Origin of the sequence: Chromobacterium rhizoryzae (assembly GCF_020544465.1) — a bacterium.
Lineage (GTDB): Bacteria > Pseudomonadota > Gammaproteobacteria > Burkholderiales > Chromobacteriaceae > Chromobacterium.
The window spans coordinates 1,304,321-1,320,206 of sequence record NZ_CP066126.1 but is presented as its reverse complement, the minus strand read 5'-3'; the positions used below and the strand labels follow the sequence as shown (position 1 = coordinate 1,320,206).

Annotated in this window: 17 protein-coding genes; 6 read left to right on the top strand and 11 right to left on the bottom strand. The window is 63.5% G+C overall.

The features are described from left to right. Nucleotides 1-146 precede the first annotated feature (146 nt). The 5 genes from JC616_RS06070 to JC616_RS06050 all read right to left on the bottom strand — a co-directional run bounded on the left by JC616_RS06070 (nt 147) and on the right by JC616_RS06050 (nt 5,388). A complete protein-coding gene (locus tag JC616_RS06070; protein WP_107798387.1) occupies nt 147-494 on the bottom strand; it encodes a RidA family protein in 348 nt (115 codons plus the stop codon). 57 nt (nt 495-551) lie between these two features. Further along, nucleotides 552-1,697 carry a trans-sulfuration enzyme family protein gene (locus JC616_RS06065; RefSeq protein ID WP_227107242.1) on the bottom strand — a complete coding sequence of 382 codons (1,146 nt, stop codon included), beginning with the start codon at nt 1,695-1,697 and terminating at the stop codon, nt 552-554. 59 nt (nt 1,698-1,756) lie between these two features. Further along, nucleotides 1,757-3,133, bottom strand: a complete 1,377-nt coding sequence (locus tag JC616_RS06060) for a pyridoxal-phosphate dependent enzyme (protein WP_107798385.1) — start codon at nt 3,131-3,133, stop codon at nt 1,757-1,759. A 79-nt stretch (nt 3,134-3,212) separates the two neighbouring features. Beyond that, nucleotides 3,213-4,049, bottom strand: coding sequence for a class I SAM-dependent methyltransferase (locus JC616_RS06055; RefSeq protein WP_107801671.1), 837 nt, complete (start codon nt 4,047-4,049; stop codon nt 3,213-3,215). Nucleotides 4,050-4,224: 175 nt separating this feature from the next. Then, nucleotides 4,225-5,388 (bottom strand): DesA family fatty acid desaturase, encoded by a 1,164-nt coding sequence (locus tag JC616_RS06050; RefSeq protein WP_227107241.1) that lies wholly within the window; start codon nt 5,386-5,388, stop codon nt 4,225-4,227. A gap of 240 nt (nt 5,389-5,628) precedes the next feature. Between JC616_RS06050 and JC616_RS06045 the strand changes: the two genes are divergently transcribed. Then, nucleotides 5,629-7,245 (top strand): YdgA family protein, encoded by a 1,617-nt coding sequence (locus JC616_RS06045; protein ID WP_107798383.1) that lies wholly within the window; start codon nt 5,629-5,631, stop codon nt 7,243-7,245. An 83-nt stretch (nt 7,246-7,328) separates the two neighbouring features. Here the strand turns inward: JC616_RS06045 and bfr are convergent, their stop codons facing one another. Next, nucleotides 7,329-7,805 carry a bacterioferritin gene (gene bfr / locus JC616_RS06040; protein ID WP_107798382.1) on the bottom strand — a complete coding sequence of 159 codons (477 nt, stop codon included), beginning with the start codon at nt 7,803-7,805 and terminating at the stop codon, nt 7,329-7,331. 163 nt (nt 7,806-7,968) lie between these two features. Next, nucleotides 7,969-8,169 carry a bacterioferritin-associated ferredoxin gene (locus JC616_RS24600; RefSeq protein ID WP_019103980.1) on the bottom strand — a complete coding sequence of 67 codons (201 nt, stop codon included), beginning with the start codon at nt 8,167-8,169 and terminating at the stop codon, nt 7,969-7,971. 107 nt (nt 8,170-8,276) lie between these two features. Between JC616_RS24600 and JC616_RS06030 the strand changes: the two genes are divergently transcribed. The 3 genes from JC616_RS06030 to mnmA are packed head-to-tail and all read left to right on the top strand — an operon-like array spanning nt 8,277 to nt 10,379. Further along, nucleotides 8,277-8,729 (top strand): NUDIX hydrolase, encoded by a 453-nt coding sequence (locus tag JC616_RS06030; protein WP_107798381.1) that lies wholly within the window; start codon nt 8,277-8,279, stop codon nt 8,727-8,729. 28 nt (nt 8,730-8,757) lie between these two features. Next, on the top strand, nt 8,758-9,306 hold the full coding sequence (locus JC616_RS06025; protein ID WP_227107240.1) for a hypothetical protein: 549 nt from the start codon (nt 8,758-8,760) through the stop codon (nt 9,304-9,306). After that, entirely contained in the window at nt 9,303-10,379 is a 1,077-nt protein-coding gene (gene mnmA, locus JC616_RS06020) for a tRNA 2-thiouridine(34) synthase MnmA (RefSeq protein ID WP_227107238.1), read from the top strand. Before JC616_RS06025 ends, mnmA begins: the two co-directional genes overlap by 4 nt. A gap of 229 nt (nt 10,380-10,608) precedes the next feature. Here the strand turns inward: mnmA and JC616_RS06015 are convergent, their stop codons facing one another. Further along, nucleotides 10,609-11,871 carry an MFS transporter gene (locus tag JC616_RS06015; protein WP_227107236.1) on the bottom strand — a complete coding sequence of 421 codons (1,263 nt, stop codon included), beginning with the start codon at nt 11,869-11,871 and terminating at the stop codon, nt 10,609-10,611. Nucleotides 11,872-11,972: 101 nt separating this feature from the next. Here JC616_RS06015 and JC616_RS06010 point away from each other — a divergent pair, with 101 nt between their 5' ends. Next, a complete protein-coding gene (locus JC616_RS06010) occupies nt 11,973-12,875 on the top strand; it encodes a LysR family transcriptional regulator (RefSeq protein WP_227107234.1) in 903 nt (300 codons plus the stop codon). On the opposite strand, the gene JC616_RS06005 is transcribed toward JC616_RS06010, so the two are convergent. Both JC616_RS06005 and JC616_RS06000 read right to left on the bottom strand, forming a co-directional pair. Then, complete coding sequence (locus JC616_RS06005; protein WP_227107232.1) at nt 12,859-13,611, bottom strand: SDR family oxidoreductase; 753 nt, start codon at nt 13,609-13,611, stop codon at nt 12,859-12,861. The genes JC616_RS06010 and JC616_RS06005 overlap by 17 nt on opposite strands. A gap of 3 nt (nt 13,612-13,614) precedes the next feature. Beyond that, a complete protein-coding gene (locus tag JC616_RS06000) occupies nt 13,615-14,517 on the bottom strand; it encodes a prephenate dehydrogenase (RefSeq protein WP_227107230.1) in 903 nt (300 codons plus the stop codon). Between the two features lie 93 nt (nt 14,518-14,610). Between JC616_RS06000 and JC616_RS05995 the strand changes: the two genes are divergently transcribed. Further along, nucleotides 14,611-14,880 carry a DUF4936 family protein gene (locus JC616_RS05995; protein ID WP_227107228.1) on the top strand — a complete coding sequence of 90 codons (270 nt, stop codon included), beginning with the start codon at nt 14,611-14,613 and terminating at the stop codon, nt 14,878-14,880. A 132-nt stretch (nt 14,881-15,012) separates the two neighbouring features. Here the strand turns inward: JC616_RS05995 and JC616_RS05990 are convergent, their stop codons facing one another. Next, nucleotides 15,013-15,885, bottom strand: a complete 873-nt coding sequence (locus JC616_RS05990) for an EAL domain-containing protein (RefSeq protein ID WP_107798374.1) — start codon at nt 15,883-15,885, stop codon at nt 15,013-15,015. Nucleotide 15,886: the final 1 nt, after the last annotated feature.

The following is a 15,886-nucleotide window of genomic DNA, read 5'->3' as shown; positions in this document are numbered from 1 at the left end:
GCCAATAGCATTGCGCCGCAAACCATAGGGTTATAGAAAGCCCCATCCTTATTTCCTGCTGGCCTTTGGCTCAGCAGACAGCCGGCAAAAATCGATAAAAAAAGCCCACGTCGCAGGACGTGGGCGGTAGCGGCGGCGAGGCGATGTCAGCGCGCGGCCACCAGCTTGATTTCCACCTTCCAGGCCGGGTTGGCCAGTTTGGCCTCCACCGTGGCGCGCGCCGGCACATGGCCGGCCGGCACCCAGGCGTCCCAGGCGGCGTTCATCGCGTCGTAATCGGCCAGGCTGGCCAGGAAGATGGTGACGTCGACGATCTTGCTCTTGTCCGAATCCAGTTCCGCCAACAGCGCGTCGATCTGGCCCAGCACGTTTTCAGTTTGCGCCTTGGCGTCGGCCTCGGTGTTTTCCGGCACCTGGCCGGCCAGGAAGATCAGGCCGTTGGTGACCACGGCTTCTGCCAGACGCGCGCCCTGCTTGTGACGATAAATGCTCATGCGGATTCCCCTTGGGTGAGTCGGAACAAGACGAAGATTCTAACCCGGCCGCGCCGGCTATTGCCATGCCTGGCGCAAGTCCTCGATCAGCGCCGCCTCGCCCTCGATGCCCACCGACAAGCGGATCAGGTTGTCGGCGATGCCCAGCTCGCGCCGACGTTCAAGCGGAATCGACGCATGCGTCATCGCCGCCGGCAGGCAGACCAGGCTCTCCACCCCGCCCAGGCTCTCCGCCAGCGTGAACAGCTTCAGCCGCGCCAGCACCCGCCGCGTTTCTTCGGCGTCGCCTTTCAGATAAAAGGACACCACCCCGCCGTAACCCCGCATCTGGCTGCGCGCCAGCTCATGTTGCGGATGGCTGGACAGGCCCGGATACAAGACCCGCTCCACCTGCGGCTGGGTTTCCAGCCAACGCGCCACCGCCAGCGCGTTGCTGTTGTGGCGCTCCACCCTCAAGGCCAGCGTGCGCAGGCCGCGCAGCACCAGGAAACTGGCGAACGGGTCCAGCACCGCGCCCACCGCGTTGTGCAGGAAGGCCAGTTGCTCGGCCAGTTCCGGCCGCCGGCGGCTGACCACCGCCGCTCCGGCGATCACATCGGAATGACCGTTCAGGTATTTGGTCGCGGAATGCACGACGATGTCGAAACCGAAGGCCAGCGGGCGCTGCACCACCGGCGAGGCGAAGGTGTTGTCCGCCACCGTGATCAGGCCGTGCCGCCGCCCCAGATCGGCCACCGCCGCCAGGTCCACCAGTTGGTTCAGCGGGTTGGACGGGGTTTCCACCCAGATCATCCGGGTATTCGGCCGGATCGCCGCCTGCAAGGCGGCGAGGTCTTCCGACGCCACATAGCTGATCTCCAGCTGCGCGCTTTGCTTGCGCACCTGTTCGAACAATCGGTAAGTGCCGCCGTACAGATCGTTGACCGCGATCAGGTGGCTGCCGGCCGGCAGCAGCTCCAGCACCGTGGCGATGGCCGCCAGGCCGGAGGGGAAGGCGTAGCCGCGCGCGCCGTCCTCCAGCTCCGCCAAAGCCCGCTCCAAGGCCTCGCGCGTCGGGTTCTGCGAGCGGGAATACTCGTAGCCGCTGTGCTCGCCCGGCGCGTGCTGCCGGTAAGTGGAGGTGGCGTAAATGGGCGGAATCACCGCGCCGAAGGCGTCTTGATGCAGACCGGCGGTGATGGACAAAGTATTGAAATCAGTCATGGCGTTTTCTCGCAATGCGGAGGGCCGGCCTCGCTTGGACCGGCCGGGGTGAGGAGGAGCTAGACGGCGCGCGAGCGCGGCTGACGGCGCCAGAAGGCCAGCAGATCGGCCTGGGTGATCAGGCCCAGGTAGCGCTCGCCGTCCACCATCAGGGCGACGTGGCCGTCGTTGAAAATATGCAGCAGGTCTTGCAGCGAAGCGCGCGGCGACAGGGTCCGCACCTCGCTGGTCATCGCGCTGCGCACGTTCTGGCGGAAGTTTTCCGGCTCGCCGTGTACCGACAGCAGCAAGTCCCATTCATCCAGGATGCCGACCACCTTATCGTCGGCCAGCACCGGCAACTGCGACACATCGTGCAGGCGCATGCGCTGATAGACCACGTTCAAGGGCTCGTCCGGGTGGCAAGAGACAGTGCTGCCGTCGGCGTGGCGGCGCACGATCAGATCGGTCAAATCGCCCAGCCGCGGCAGCTCCACCAGGCCGTTGTCCACCAGCCAATCGTCGTTGTACATCTTGGACAGATACTTGTTGCCGCTGTCGCAAACCAGCGTCACCACGCGCTTGGGCTCCGTCTGGGCGCGGCAATAGCGCAAGGCCGCCGCCAGCAGCGCGCCGGAGGAGGAGCCCGCCAGAATGCCTTCCCGGCTCAGCAGCAGGCGGGCGCTGTCGAAGCTTTCCTGATCGCTGATGCGGTAGGCGCGCTTGACCAGGCTGAAGTCGGTTTGCGGCGGGATGAAGTCCTCGCCTATGCCTTCGATCAGCCAGCTGCCGGCCTCGCCGTGGCGTCCGGTCTCGACATGATCCGCCAGCACCGAGCCCACCGGGTCCGCCAGCACGATTTCCACCCGCGGCGCCTCCCGGCTGAAGAAACGCGTCAGCCCGGTCAGCGTGCCGCTGGAGCCCACGCCCACCACCACCGCGTCCAGTTCATGGCGCGTCTGCTCCCAGATTTCCGGACCGGTGCCGGTTTCATGCGCCAGCGGATTGGCCGGGTTGTTGAATTGGTCGATGTAGTAAGCGTCCGGCGTTTCCTTGGCGATACGCGCGGCGAGGTCCTGGTAATACTCCGGATGCCCCTTGCCCACGTCGGAGCGGGTCAACACCACTTCCGCGCCCAGCGCCTGCAGATGCAGAATCTTCTCCCGGCTCATTTTGTCCGGCACCACCAACACCAGCCGATAGCCTTTTTGCGAAGCCACCAGCGCCAGCCCCAGGCCGGTGTTGCCGGCGGTGGCCTCGACGATGGTGCCGCCCGGCTTCAGCTTGCCTTCGCGCTCGGCCGCGGCAATCATGGACAGCGCCACCCTATCCTTGATCGAGCCGCCCGGATTGTGGCTTTCCAGTTTCAGATACAACTCGCACAGGCCGGTGTCCAGATGCGTCACCTTCACCAGCGGCGTATTGCCGATCAAGGATAAAACGGATTGGTCTTGCATATTGAAATCTCCTAGCTACCACATATAAATATTGTTTTTAACAACTTGTAGTTATATCGAAAATAAAAAAAACGCCGCTTCACACCACGGCGGTGGCTTGCAGAAAACTATAGAAAAACACCAGTTCCGGATTGCTGCGCAATTGGCGCAGTTCCCGCGTCATCGCCGCCACCAGCGCGGCGTCCACCCGTTTCGCCTCGATCAGCTGATCCGCGGCCGACAGCAAGAGCTCGGTCCAGTAATCCAGCACTTGCTGGCGACGATGCGGATCGCGGCTGTCCAGATGCCAGGTCTTGACCTGGGTCTCCACATGGCGAAAGCCCAGGCGCAGCAGCATATTGCCCAGCTTGGCGCCGACGAAGGGATCGCCGCCCACCGCCAGTTGATGGTCATTGAAGGCCAGCCAGTACTGCTGCAGGTTCGAGGAATAAGGCGATAGAAAGAAGGACGCGTTCATCGCCTCGGTGGCGTACAGCCGCGCGCCCGGCTTCAGCACGCGCCGCACTTCGGCCAACACCCGCTCCGGCGACAAGACATGCTCCAGCACCCAGCACAGAAAGGCGGCGTCGAAACTGGCCGGCTGGAAATCCAGATCCTCGGCGTCCATATGCAGCAGCCGGGCGCGGTCCTGCCAGGGGCTGCCCTGCAAACGCTGACGCGCCACCGCCAGCTGACGCTGGCTGAAGTCGACGCCGGTGACCTCCAGGTCCGGATAACGCCGCAACAGGATCTCGGTCTGCGCGCCCACCCCGCACCCCACCTCCAGCAGCTGGCCGACGCCGGAGAAATCGATGTCCCGGTAGACCACGGACTCGGAGAAGCGCGCCTGGCGCACCAGGCGCGCCTGTTCGGCGGCGGAAAAACCATGAATATAGGGCAGCTCGCTCGCCCCGTCGGTCAGTTGCAATGTGGCCATGTCCATCTCGCAGAGTTGCATCAACATGGCCACATTATATTTCCAATTATTATTACAAATATAAATTTTATTTCTTATTTTCATATAAAAAACGAGTCTATCCACCCCGCCACAAGCCTGCGCGGACGCAAAAAAACCCGCGGCGCGCCGCGGGTTTTCATCGAGTCGGACAGGCTTAAACCATGGCCGCCTGACGCAGGCTGATCGAGAAGCGCTGCAAGGCGGCGATGCCGGAGGCCTCGGCGCGGGTGCACCAGTCCTGCAGTTCCTTGAGCAGCTGCTCGCGGCTCAGCGTGGAACGCTCCCACAGACGGGTCAGCTCCTGACGCATCGAATACACGGTGGCCAGCACCTGGCTGTGCTCCAGCAAGGTGGCCAACTGCATGCGCTCGGTTTCCGGCGTGTCCTTGGCGTCCTGCTTCAGCCACACCTTCATCTTGCCGCTCAGCTTGCTGCCGGAAAAGTCCGGCAGATTGATCTTGTCCAGCTCGCTGCGGTACACCTCTTTCAACTCGCGCGCATAGCGGGAGGCGATGGCGTAGCGGTTGGAAATGATGGCCTGCAGATGTTCCAGGTCCAGTTGCGGACGCGAAGCGTCCTCGGCCAGCCGCGGCGCCACTTTGCGCACCTTGGCCAGGCCCAGGATTTCCAGGATGCGGATATACATCCAGCCGATGTCGAACTCGTACCATTTATACGACAGCTTGGCCGAGGTGCCGAAGGTATGGTGGTTGTTGTGCAGCTCTTCGCCGCCCACCAGAATGCCCCAAGGGAAGATATTGGTGGACGCGTCCTCGTTCTCGAAATTGCGATAGCCCCAGAAGTGGCCGATGCCGTTGATCACCCCGGCCGCCCAGAACGGAATCCAGATCATCTGCACCGCCCAGATCGTCAGGCCAGCCGGCCCGAACAAGACCAGATTGATCAGCAGCATCAGCACGATGCCCTTGGCGCTGTGACGGGTGTAGACATTGCGTTCCAGCCAATCGTCCGGCGTGCCGTGGCCGAACTTGTCCATGATGGCCTGATCCTTGCAAGCGCCGCGGTACAGTTCCGCGCCCTCCCACAGGACCTTCTTGATGCCCAAGACCTGCGGGCTGTGCGGATCGTCCGCGGTCTCGCACTTGGCGTGGTGTTTGCGATGGATGGCGGCCCATTGCTTGGTGACCATGCCGGTGGTCAGCCACAGCCAGAAGCGGAAAAAGTGGCTGGGGATGGGATGCAGATCGAGCGCGCGGTGCGCTTGGTGACGATGCAGAAAGATGGTGACCGATGCGATGGTGACGTGGGTCAGCGCCAAAGCGACCACGATATAGCCCCACCAGGGGAGGTCAAGCACGCCGTTTATCCAATTCATGTACTAATCGCGCCTCGTAAAGCAATCTAGAAGAAAGACTCTATTCTATACAAGCGGCCCGCCGATGTCAGACCGTTTTGCGCTTGCGCCGGCAACCCGCCGCCGCAAACGCCCAACTTGGACCCCGCCGACGCCCTCCGGTTCACGCGCCGGCAGTAACGCAAGCGGTGGACGATGGTGTACCATAGGGCCTCATTCCATCCTAGTTAAGAAAAAGCGCTAGTGTTGCCAAATCGTCGTCTGATCATTGCCGGCGCCACCCTCGGTGGCCTGTTCGTTCTGTATGGAGGCGCGACCCTGTGGGCCGGCGTCAAGGCGGAGCAGACCTTGCAGGAACAGCACAAGATGCTGGCCGACCTGCCGCTGTTCAAAGTCAAATCCCACAGCTACCAACGCGGCTGGTTCTCCTCCACGGAAACCACCGAACTGGTGTTCAACCGCCATTTGTCCGGCCCGTATGAAAACATGCTGCCCGACAATGTGAAGCCGCTGCTGAACGCCACCATCAAGTTCACCAACCACGTCAAACACGGCCCCCTCCCCGGCATCGGCGATTTCGACTTCCGGCCCGGCCGCGCGCTGGTGCGCACCGAATTCGCGATGAGCGACTCCACCCGCAAGACGCTGGCCAGCTTCTTCGGCGACAAGGAACCCATCACCATCTTCAACCGTCTGGGTTTCGGCGGCGGCGGCGAACTGGACGTCAAGGTGCCGGCCTTCGACTATGAAGAAGCGCTGTCCGGCGTGAAGATGAAATGGAAGGGCTTCGACCTGAAGCTCGACTACGCCAACGGTTATAAGGAATACAAGAGCGAGGCGCTGTCGCCCGGCTTCCTGCTGGAAGCCGCCAGCAAGGGAACCGTGGCCTTCGACGGCGTGCGCTACGTCTCCGACATCCGCCCCGGCAACACCGGGGTCAAGCTGGGCACCAGCGAACTGACCGTGGGCAATGTCCGGCTCAACTCCCGCGAAAGCGTGCCCTACAGCATCAAGCTGAACGAGCTGGTCTACCTGATGACCCGCGTGCGCGTCGGCGAGTTCATCAATCCGTCCGGCGAATTCAAGCCGTCCGCGGTGACGCTGAAGGACTTCCGCTATCAGATCGTCACCAGCGAGCAGGACGACTACGTCAATACCCGCGGCAAACTCAACTTCGCCGAGTTCAACTTCAACGACCACCGCTACGGTCCGATGCGCCTGGACATCTCGGCCAACCATCTGCACGGCCCGACCCTGGTCAAACTGGATCAGGCCATCGGCCAGATTCCGTTTGAAGGCGTGGACCCGGCGCTGCTGCGCAAGCAATACATCGACACCATCAAGAAGAACGGGATTCCGCTGCTGCAGAACGATCCCAAAGTGGTGATCAACGAGTTCTACCTGAAGATGCCCAACGGCGAAGCCAAGCTGGAGGGCAGCCTGGGCGTCAAGGGCCTGCAAGCCGCGGATCTCAACGACGCCGCGCAGTTCATCAGACGCTTCGAAGTGGACGCCAAGCTCAGCCTGCCGCGCCAGACTCTGGAAGACCTGGTGATCGCCCAGGCGCGCACGCTGTTCACCGTCGATCAGAGCGCCGAAGACCAGCCCAATATGAAGGAAGTGGAAGACCTGGCCAAAAACCTGCTGGACAGCCAATTGGCGCAGTGGAAGAGCGAGCAGTACATCGTTGAGGACAAAGGCCAGATCAACACCGAACTCAACTACGGCGGCGGCGTGCTGACCATCAATAAGAAGAAGGTGGCCCTGCCCTGGGAGGAGATCGAGGCGGAAGCGCCGCGCGACGCCTCCCAGCCCGGCTCCGACAAGCATACGGACAAGAGCGCCGACAAGAAGAAGTAAGACGGCGGCCGACGCCGCACGCAAAAAGGGCTGTCATACGACAGCCCTTTTTCTTTTCCGACCCGGTCGAAACCTTGCGGCGCTTAATCGTCGTCGTGCATCTGGCTTTGCAGATAATTCTGCAGGCCCACGCTTTCGATCAGGCCCAACTGCGTCTCCAGCCAGTCCACGTGTTCTTCCTCGCTCTCCAGAATGTCTTCCAGCAAGTCGCGGGTCACGTAGTCCTTGGCGCTTTCACAGTAGGCGATGGCTTCGCGCAACAGCGGCAGTGCGTCCATTTCCAGTTTCAGGTCGCACTCCAGCATTTCCTTCGGATTCTCGCCGATATGCAACTTGCCCAGGTCCTGCAGATTCGGCAGCCCTTCCAGGAACAGCACGCGCTCGATCAGCGCGTCGGCGTGCTTCATCTCGTCGATGGACTCGTGATACTCGTGCTCGTTCAGCTTCTTCAAGCCCCAGTTCTTGTACATGCGGGCATGCAGAAAGTACTGGTTGATCGCGGTCAGTTCGTTCTTGAGGATCTGGTTCAGATACTTGATAACTTTTTTATCGCCTTGCATCGCGCTCTCCGGGAAGAAATGATTCTTCCATTATGACATAGCGCGCGCCAGTCTCAAGTTATCACAGCCAAAATAAAGGACTTCGCCCCGCTTGACGCGGTGCGTGGGGGATTTGCAGTTCGTCCGGCCTTGGCCGAGACTAAGCAACAGACGGGGTCAGGAATTAAGCGGCGCTGCGCGCGGTCGAAGCCGGACCAAGCGCGTGGACAGCCTCCTTGCGAAGTTGGTTAGCCATGCAGGCGCACTTGCCGCAATCGGTCGCCACCCCAAGCTCGCGGCTCAGATCGCACATGCGGGTTGCCCCGTTGTGTACCGCTTCGCGGATTTGCTTGTCAGTTACAGCGTGGCAGAGGCAAACGTACATGGCAGTTCCGGTGGTGAATGAAGACGGGATTGAGTTAAAGTAATCGAGAATCGTTATCAAGAATATAGATTCAAACAAGAATCATTGTCAACAAGAAAGCGCAGACCATGACGCAGTGGAAACCAAATGCGACAGTTGCGGCAGTCATTGAGCTGGACGGGCGCTACCTGATGGTGGAAGAGGTGACCAGCGACGGCATCTGCTTCAACCAGCCCGCCGGTCATCTGGAATACGGCGAAACGCTGGAAGACGCGGTGAAACGCGAAGTGCTGGAGGAAACCGGCTGGCACTTCCGGCCCTTGGGCCTGGTGGGCATTTATCTGGTGGACCGGCCCAACAGCGACATCACCTATCTGCGCTTCGCCTTCTACGGCCACCCCTTGCGCCGCGAGGACTATCCGCGGCTGGACGACGGCATCCTGTCCGCGCAATGGCTGAGCCACGAGGACATCGTCTCGCTGCGCGCCCAGCATCGCAGCCCGGTGGTGCAGCAATGCCTGGACGACTATCGCGCCGGCAAACGCCACCCCCTGGCGCTGATCCATCATCTGGGCCGCTGACCGCCCAAGCCCACCGCCCGGAGCCGGCATGTCCTTGAGATCATTGTCTTTCCTATTGGCTCTGCTGGCCGGCGTCCCATGGGCGGCACAAGCCAGCGCCATCAATATCTGCTACCATTACGGCTGTTCCAGACATGCCTACGTAGACATCTCCGCCGAAGCCGACGCCTGGCTCGCCGCTCGCCTGTCCGCCGCAAACAGCCCGGAAACCGAACGTTCCGCCGTCAGCGACGCCGTCACCGCGCTTTATCACATCGCCGCGCGCGCGTTGCCCATTTGGCAGGACAAGGGCGGCAATTTCCGCGACGGGCCCGCCGAAGGACGCATGGACTGCGTGGACCACAGCAGCAATGTCACCGCCTTCCTCACTTATCTGCAGGATCACGGCTGGCTGCAATACCACACGGTGGGCAAACCGGCCTGGCGCGCGCCGCGCCTGCTCGACCTGCATTACACCGCGGTGCTGCGCGACCTGCTCTCCGGCCAGGATTGGGCGGTGGACAGCTGGTTCAAGGACTTTGGGCAAGCCCCGGTGGTGCTTGCCCTCGATATTTGGATGGAAGGATATTCCCCGTGACGGGTAAGAAAAGAATTGTCGTCGGCATGTCCGGCGGCGTGGACTCCTCAGTGACCGCCTCGCTGCTGAAGCAGCAGGGGCACGAGGTGATCGGCGTCTTCATGCAGAACTGGGAAGACGACAACGACGACGAATACTGCTCGATCAAGCAGGACGCGCTGGACGCGATGAGCGTGGCCGACATCGTCGGCATCGACATGGAGATCGTCAACTTCGCCAAGGAGTACAAGGACCGCGTGTTCTCCTACTTCTTGAAGGAATACTCCGCCGGCCGCACGCCCAATCCCGACGTGTTGTGCAACGCCGAAATCAAATTCAAGGCCTTTCTCGACTACGCGATGGAACTGGGCGCCGACTGCATCGCCACCGGCCACTACGCGCGCAAGCTGGAAAAGGACGGCACCCACTATCTGATGAAGGCGGTGGACCACACCAAGGATCAGAGCTACTTCCTCTACCGTTTGCAGCAGCATCAATTGGCCAAGTCCATCTTCCCGCTCGGCGGCATCCGCAAGACCGAGGTGCGCAAGCTGGCCGAGGAAGCCGGTCTGCCCACCGCGGCCAAGAAAGACTCCACCGGCATCTGCTTCATCGGCGAACGTCCGTTCCGCGACTTCCTGCAGCGTTATCTGCCCACCCAGCCCGGCGAGATGATGCTGCCGGACGGCAAGGTGGTGGGCGAGCATATCGGCCTGATGTATTACACCCTGGGCCAGCGCAAGGGGCTGAATATAGGCGGCGCGCGCGAGGGCACCGGAGAACCGTGGTTCGTCGCCGGCAAGGACATCCCCGGCAACAAGCTGATCGTGGTGCAAGGCCATGACCACCCGCTGCTGCTGAAGCCGACGCTGGCGATGGCCGACCTGAGCTGGACGCTGCCGGCGCCGCCCGCGGCCGGCGAATACGCGGCCAAGAACCGCTACCGCATGGCGGACGCCGGCTGCAATCTGTCCGCTATCGTCGACGGCCAGGCCACGCTGACTTTCCGCGACAAGCAATGGGCGGTCACCCCCGGCCAGTCCGCGGTGCTGTACGACGGCGACGTCTGCCTGGGCGGCGGCATTATCCAATAAGAACCTGTTTACGATCTGCTACGCGTCGGTAGAGACATTGTGCGATGAGTGCCGTCTTCGAAATGCTCATGTACCCTATGTACACTCCGCTTTCTCAGCCGCAACGCCTTGCCTCGCCCTAGCTCGCCAGATCGTAAACAGGCTCTAAGCAGCGGTTCAAAGTCCGCTGAGCGCCGACGATACGATGAAAAAGCCCTGCGCCAAACCGCAGGGCTTTTTTCTTTCAAGCTCAAGGTTGCGGCAAGGGCGGCAGCCGCCTCAAGCCCAGGCTGATCGCCAGCATCGCCGCCAGGCTGGCCCCCAAGACCGCGGCCACGCCCTGCCAAGCGCCGCGGCCCCACATCAGCCCGGACAAAGACCCCACTAGACTGGAGCCCAGATAGTAGGCGCTCAAGTAAATGGCCGAAGCCAGCGCCCTCCCCTGACGCGCCCGCAAACCCACCCAGCTGCTGGCCACGGAGTGACCGGCGAAAAACCCGAAGGTGAACAAGGCGATGCCGGCCACCAGCAGGACGATGTGATCGCTCAAGGTCAGCGCCAGCCCCAAGAGCATGGCCAGCACCATCAGCCACAGCATATTGCGCCGGCCCAGGCGATCCGACAGCTTGCCGACCCAGGCCGATGACCAGACGCCGACGATATACAGCGAAAACACCAGCCCCAGCAGGCTCTGGCTCATATTGAAGGGCGCGGCCAGCAGACGGAAACCCAGGTAGTTGTACAAGCTGACGAAACAACCGGACAGCAGAAAGGCGCTGATGAACAAGTAAGGCAGACCCGCGTCTTGGAACAGGGCCTTGGCCTCCCGCCACATGCGGCCCAGATCATGCCGACGCGGCTGGAAATGCCGGGAAGGCGGCAGATTGCGCCAAAACAGCCAGGCGCCGGCCGTGCCCAGCAAGGCCAAAGCCAGCAAGGCCCAGCGCCAGCCGAAATGCTCCGCCAGCAAGGAGGCGATGAAACGGCCGCTCATTCCGCCCAAGGCATTGCCGGCGATGTACAAGCCCATCGAGTGGCCCAGGGATTTCGCGTCCACCTCCTCGCTCAGATACGTCATCGCCACCGCCGGCAGGCCGGCCAGCGCCACGCCGAAAGCCGCGCGCAGCCACAGCAGATGCTGAAAGCTGTCCGCCAGCGCCGACAACAGCATCAGCAGCGCGCCCAGCGCCAGCGCCGCGTTCATCAAGGGGCGCCGGCCCAGACGATCCGCCAGCAGGCCGGCGGGAATCAGGCTCAGGGCCAGGCTGCCGGTGGCCAACGACACCACCCCGCTGGAGGCGGCCGGCGACAAGGAGAAATCCTCCGCGAACATCGGCATCAGCGGCTGTGCGCCGTAGAGCATGGCGAAAGTGCAATAGCCTCCGACGAACATGGCGCGCGCGGTAGCGCGAAATTCGGAGGTGCCGGCATGCAGTTTGACCGGGGGAAGGCTGGGTTCGGACGGCGGCGGTACGACGGCGCCTAGGCAGGGTGACGAGGAATCGGCGGACATGAAAAGCTTTCAATGCGAAATATGGCTTTGAGCTTAGTCTTGGCCAAAAGCGCAGTCCAATATATATTTAAACATCATTTGATACTTTTAAAATATCAATCATGGAACTACGCCATCTACGCTATTTCGTTGCGGTTGCCGAGGAACTCCACTTCACCCGCGCGGCCCAGCGCTTGCACATCGGCCAGCCTCCGCTCAGCCAGCAGATCCAGGCTCTGGAGTCCGAACTGGGCGTGCGGCTGCTGCGCCGCCACCAGCGCAAGGTGGAGCTAACCGAGGCCGGCCGCCAATTCCTGAGCCGGGCCCAGCGCATTCTGGCCGACGCGGACCTGGCCGCGGCGGAAGCCAGACGCGCCGCGCACGGCGAGATAGGCGAATTGAGCATAGGCTTCACTTCGTCTCTGCCGCTGTCCCCCATCCTGCACGCCGGCCTGCACGACTATCGTCTGCGTTTCCCGGAGGTCGGCCTCAAGTTGCGCGAGATGTTCACCACCGACCAGTACCAGGCTTTGCTGCAACGGCGGCTGGATATCGGCTTCGTCCGCTTCAACGGCCTGGAACCGATGGCGGACATCGCGGTGGTGGAGTTGCAGCGAGACGCGCTGCGGGTGGTAATCAGCGCCGAGCATCCGCTGGCCGGCCTGCCGGCGCTGCGCTTGGAGCAATTGCGCGGGGAAAGTCTGATCGGCTACCCGCAGGAGGCCGGCACCGGCTTGAACACGGTGCTGCGCGAGCTGGCGAGCCGGCAAGGCATGGACTGGCGGCCGAGGCAGGAGGCCGGCGAGGCGATCACGCAGATCGGCCTGGTGGCCGCCGGACTCGGCATCGCCATCCTGCCCTCGCCGCTGGAATGCGTGCGGCTTCCCGGCGTGCGCTATGTGCCGCTGCTGGACGAGGGCGCATATCTGGCGATGGGCTTGGCCACGCGGCTGGACGAAGACTCGCCGCTGGTCAGCCAGTTTCTGAACTTGATGCGCGAGCGCTGGCTCAACGCCCCCCGCTGACGTCCAGCAGGCTGCCGGTGCAAAAAGAGCTGGCGTCGGACAACAGCCAGACGATGGCGGCCGCCACCTCCTCGGCCGCGCCGCCGCGCCCCATCGGCACGCTGCCGGCCAGGCGCTCCACCCTGCCCGGCTCGCCGCTGGCGGCATGAATGCCGGTGTGGATCAGGCCCGGGCGCACCGCGTTGACGCGGATGCCTTCGGCGGCCACTTCCCGCGCAAGACCCAGGGTTAGGGTGTCGACAGCGCCCTTGCTGGCGGCGTAATCGACATACTCGCCGGCCGAGCCCAGCCGCGACGCGGCGGAAGAAACGTTGACGATGGCTCCGCCGACGCCGCCATGACGGGTGGACATCCGGCGCACCGCCTCGCGGCAGCAGAGAATGGGGCCCAGCACATTGCTGCGCAACACCTGCTCCACCCGCTGCGCCGAGTAATCCTCCAACCGGCCTATCGGCGCGGTGACGCCGGCATTGTTGACCAGGGCGTCCAGGCGGCCGTAGCGGCCCGCCACCGCGTCGAACAGGCCGACGATGTCCGCCTCGAGCGAGACATCGGCGCAAAACGCCTCGGCGTCCGCGCCCGCATGCCGCAACTCGGCCGCCACGGCCTCCGCTCCGGCCCGATCGCGGCGGTAATTGACGGCGACGCGCCAGCCCTCCGCCGCCGCCAGCCGCGCCGTCGCCGCGCCTATGCCGCGCGAAGCGCCGGTGATCAGCACCACCTTGCCCTCATTCATGGATCAAGCCTTGCGCATGAATTGCTGATGCCAGCGCGTGCGCGCGCCGCGCGCCGCGCCGAAACGCTCCGCCAGCCGCTCGCCGTCGCCGGCGTCCAGCATCTGGCGCAGTTGGTCCAGCCCGGCGCGGTAACGGTCCAGCTCCTGCAGCAACGCGTCGCGGTTGGCCAGGCTGATGTCGGTCCACATTTCCGGATGGCTGCCGGCGATGCGGGTGAAATCGCGAAAACCGGTGGCGGCGAAATCGAAGCAACGCTCGGCGTCGGCCTTGCCCGCCACCATGTCCACATAGGCGAAAGCCAGCAAGTGCGGCAGGTGGCTGACGGTGGCGAACACCGCGTCGTGCTCCTCCGCCGTCATGCTGTGGATGTCCGCGCCGCAGGCGCGCCATAGCGCCGCCACCCGCTCCGCGACGGAAGGCAGGGTCTCCGGCAGCGGCGTCAACACCACCTTGCGGTTTTCGTACAGCCCGTACTGCGCGGCGGCGGCGCCGGACAGATCGGAACCGGCGATGGGATGCGCCGGCACGCAATGCGCCAGTTGGCTCGGCAAATGCCGTCGGTACAACTCCACCACGTCGCCCTTGGTGCTGCCGGCATCGGTGACGATGGTCTCCGGCCGCAGCTTCGGCGCCATCGCCGCCATCAGCGCGCCCATCTGCCCCACCGGCGAGGCCAACAGCACCAGATCGGCGCGTTCGGCCACGGCGGCCAAGTCCTGGCTGATCTCGTCCACCACACCCAGTTCCAAGGCCCGCTCCAGGTTTTCCCGGGTGCGGCCGACGCCGATCACATGCCGCGCCATCCCGGCGCGCTTCAGCGACAAGGCGAAAGAGCCGCCGATCAAACCGACGCCCACCACCACCAGGGTATCCATCCCTTGCTGCACCGCTTCTCCTCTATCCATGGCGGAACCTAGAACGGCTATCATACCTGCCTAATGTCGGCTGACAACCACTCCGTTGCGACGCGATCCCGCGCGCCCTGCTTAGGACATACGATGCGCTACAGTTTTTATTGCTATTTCAAGGCCGATGCGGACAACGCGCCCCTGCTTGCGCAGCTGCGAACGCTGCAAGCCGGCGTCCTGGCCCGCGCCGGCGTCGCCGGCCGCCTGCTGCGCCGCCGCGACGACGCCGGCACCTGGATGGAAGTGTATGAAGGGATTCCCGACGCCGACGCTTTCCGCCGTCTCTGGCTGGATGTCAGCGCCGAATGCGGTCTGGCGGCGCTGAGCCGCCATGAGGAGTGGTTTCAGCCGCTGGATTAAGAACCGGCTTATGATCTGCCGCGCGTCGTGAGACCTTACACGGCGAGCAGCGCTTCGAAATGCTCATGCACCGCATGTACACTCCGCTTTCTCTGCCGTTTTCGCCTTAGCTCGCGAGCTCGTACACAGGTTCTAAGAAATTGGCCAGCTGAGGCTGTCCGTCGGCCGCGCCAAGTGAAAGCCCTGGACGAAATCGCAGCCGGCGGCGCGAGCGATGTCCAGCTGCATTTCGCTTTCAATGCCCTCGCCCACCACCTTGGCGCCGTGCAGCTTCAGGATGGCCACCAGCTCGGCCAGCTTGTCGCGCAGCGCCGGCCGCATCAGCGCGCGCCGCATCAGCACCTTGTCCAGCTTGACGTAATCCGGCTCCAGCAGCCACACCCGCTCCAGATTGGACGCGCCCTGGCCAAAGTCGTCCAGAGAGATCAAAAAACCCAGATCGCGGTAGCGCTGCACCGCGCCGTGCAGCCGCACCGGATCGCTGACCGCGTCCTCCACGATTTCCAGGCAGACATGGCGCGGTTCCACCCCCAGCAGTTGCAAGGCCTCGGCGAAGAATTGTCCGTGCGCCTCGCTGACGTTCACCAGATGCTGGGCATTGACGTTGAGCGACAGCACCAGGCCCGGCGGCGGCGATTGCAGCAGAAAATTGAGCAGGTGCAGGCAGCGCAGCTGCCGGTCCACGTACACGGTGCGGCGCGGCGTGGTTTCCGCGGCGAACAGCACGGTGGGAATCAGCTGGCCGCCAAAGCGGTCCGACACCCGCGCCAGCGCCTCCACCGACCACAGCTTGGGCTCCCCGTCCTGCAAGCGGTACACCGGCTGGAAGACGCTGCGGAAGCGCCAGTCCTCATGCCGGCCGCGCACGCGCTCTTCGCGCCAGGCCAGCGGCTCCGCCTCGAAGCCATGCCGCGCCAGCATCTGATTCAGACGCGGCAACGCCGCCCGCGCCTGCCGCGCGCCCAGGTCCAGAACCGCTACCTCACACTCCGCCATCGCCGACATT

Bases quoted from the DNA above. Each gene is read 5' to 3' on its own strand.
- JC616_RS06070 (WP_107798387.1), bottom strand. From the start codon at position 494: ATGAGCATTTATCGTCACAAGCAGGGCGCGCGTCTGGCAGAAGCCGTG.
- JC616_RS06065 (WP_227107242.1), bottom strand. From the start codon at position 1,697: ATGACTGATTTCAATACTTTGTCCATCACCGCCGGTCTGCATCAAGAC.
- JC616_RS06060 (WP_107798385.1), bottom strand. From the start codon at position 3,133: ATGCAAGACCAATCCGTTTTATCCTTGATCGGCAATACGCCGCTGGTG.
- JC616_RS06055 (WP_107801671.1), bottom strand. From the start codon at position 4,049: ATGGCCACATTGCAACTGACCGACGGGGCGAGCGAGCTGCCCTATATT.
- bfr (WP_107798382.1), bottom strand. From the start codon at position 7,805: ATGCAAGGCGATAAAAAAGTTATCAAGTATCTGAACCAGATCCTCAAG.
- JC616_RS24600 (WP_019103980.1), bottom strand. From the start codon at position 8,169: ATGTACGTTTGCCTCTGCCACGCTGTAACTGACAAGCAAATCCGCGAA.
- JC616_RS06030 (WP_107798381.1), top strand. From the start codon at position 8,277: ATGACGCAGTGGAAACCAAATGCGACAGTTGCGGCAGTCATTGAGCTG.
- JC616_RS06025 (WP_227107240.1), top strand. From the start codon at position 8,758: ATGTCCTTGAGATCATTGTCTTTCCTATTGGCTCTGCTGGCCGGCGTC.
- JC616_RS06015 (WP_227107236.1), bottom strand. From the start codon at position 11,871: ATGTCCGCCGATTCCTCGTCACCCTGCCTAGGCGCCGTCGTACCGCCG.
- JC616_RS06010 (WP_227107234.1), top strand. From the start codon at position 11,973: ATGGAACTACGCCATCTACGCTATTTCGTTGCGGTTGCCGAGGAACTC.
- JC616_RS06005 (WP_227107232.1), bottom strand. From the start codon at position 13,611: ATGAATGAGGGCAAGGTGGTGCTGATCACCGGCGCTTCGCGCGGCATA.
- JC616_RS06000 (WP_227107230.1), bottom strand. From the start codon at position 14,517: ATGGATAGAGGAGAAGCGGTGCAGCAAGGGATGGATACCCTGGTGGTG.
- JC616_RS05995 (WP_227107228.1), top strand. From the start codon at position 14,611: ATGCGCTACAGTTTTTATTGCTATTTCAAGGCCGATGCGGACAACGCG.
- JC616_RS05990 (WP_107798374.1), bottom strand. From the start codon at position 15,885: ATGTCGGCGATGGCGGAGTGTGAGGTAGCGGTTCTGGACCTGGGCGCG.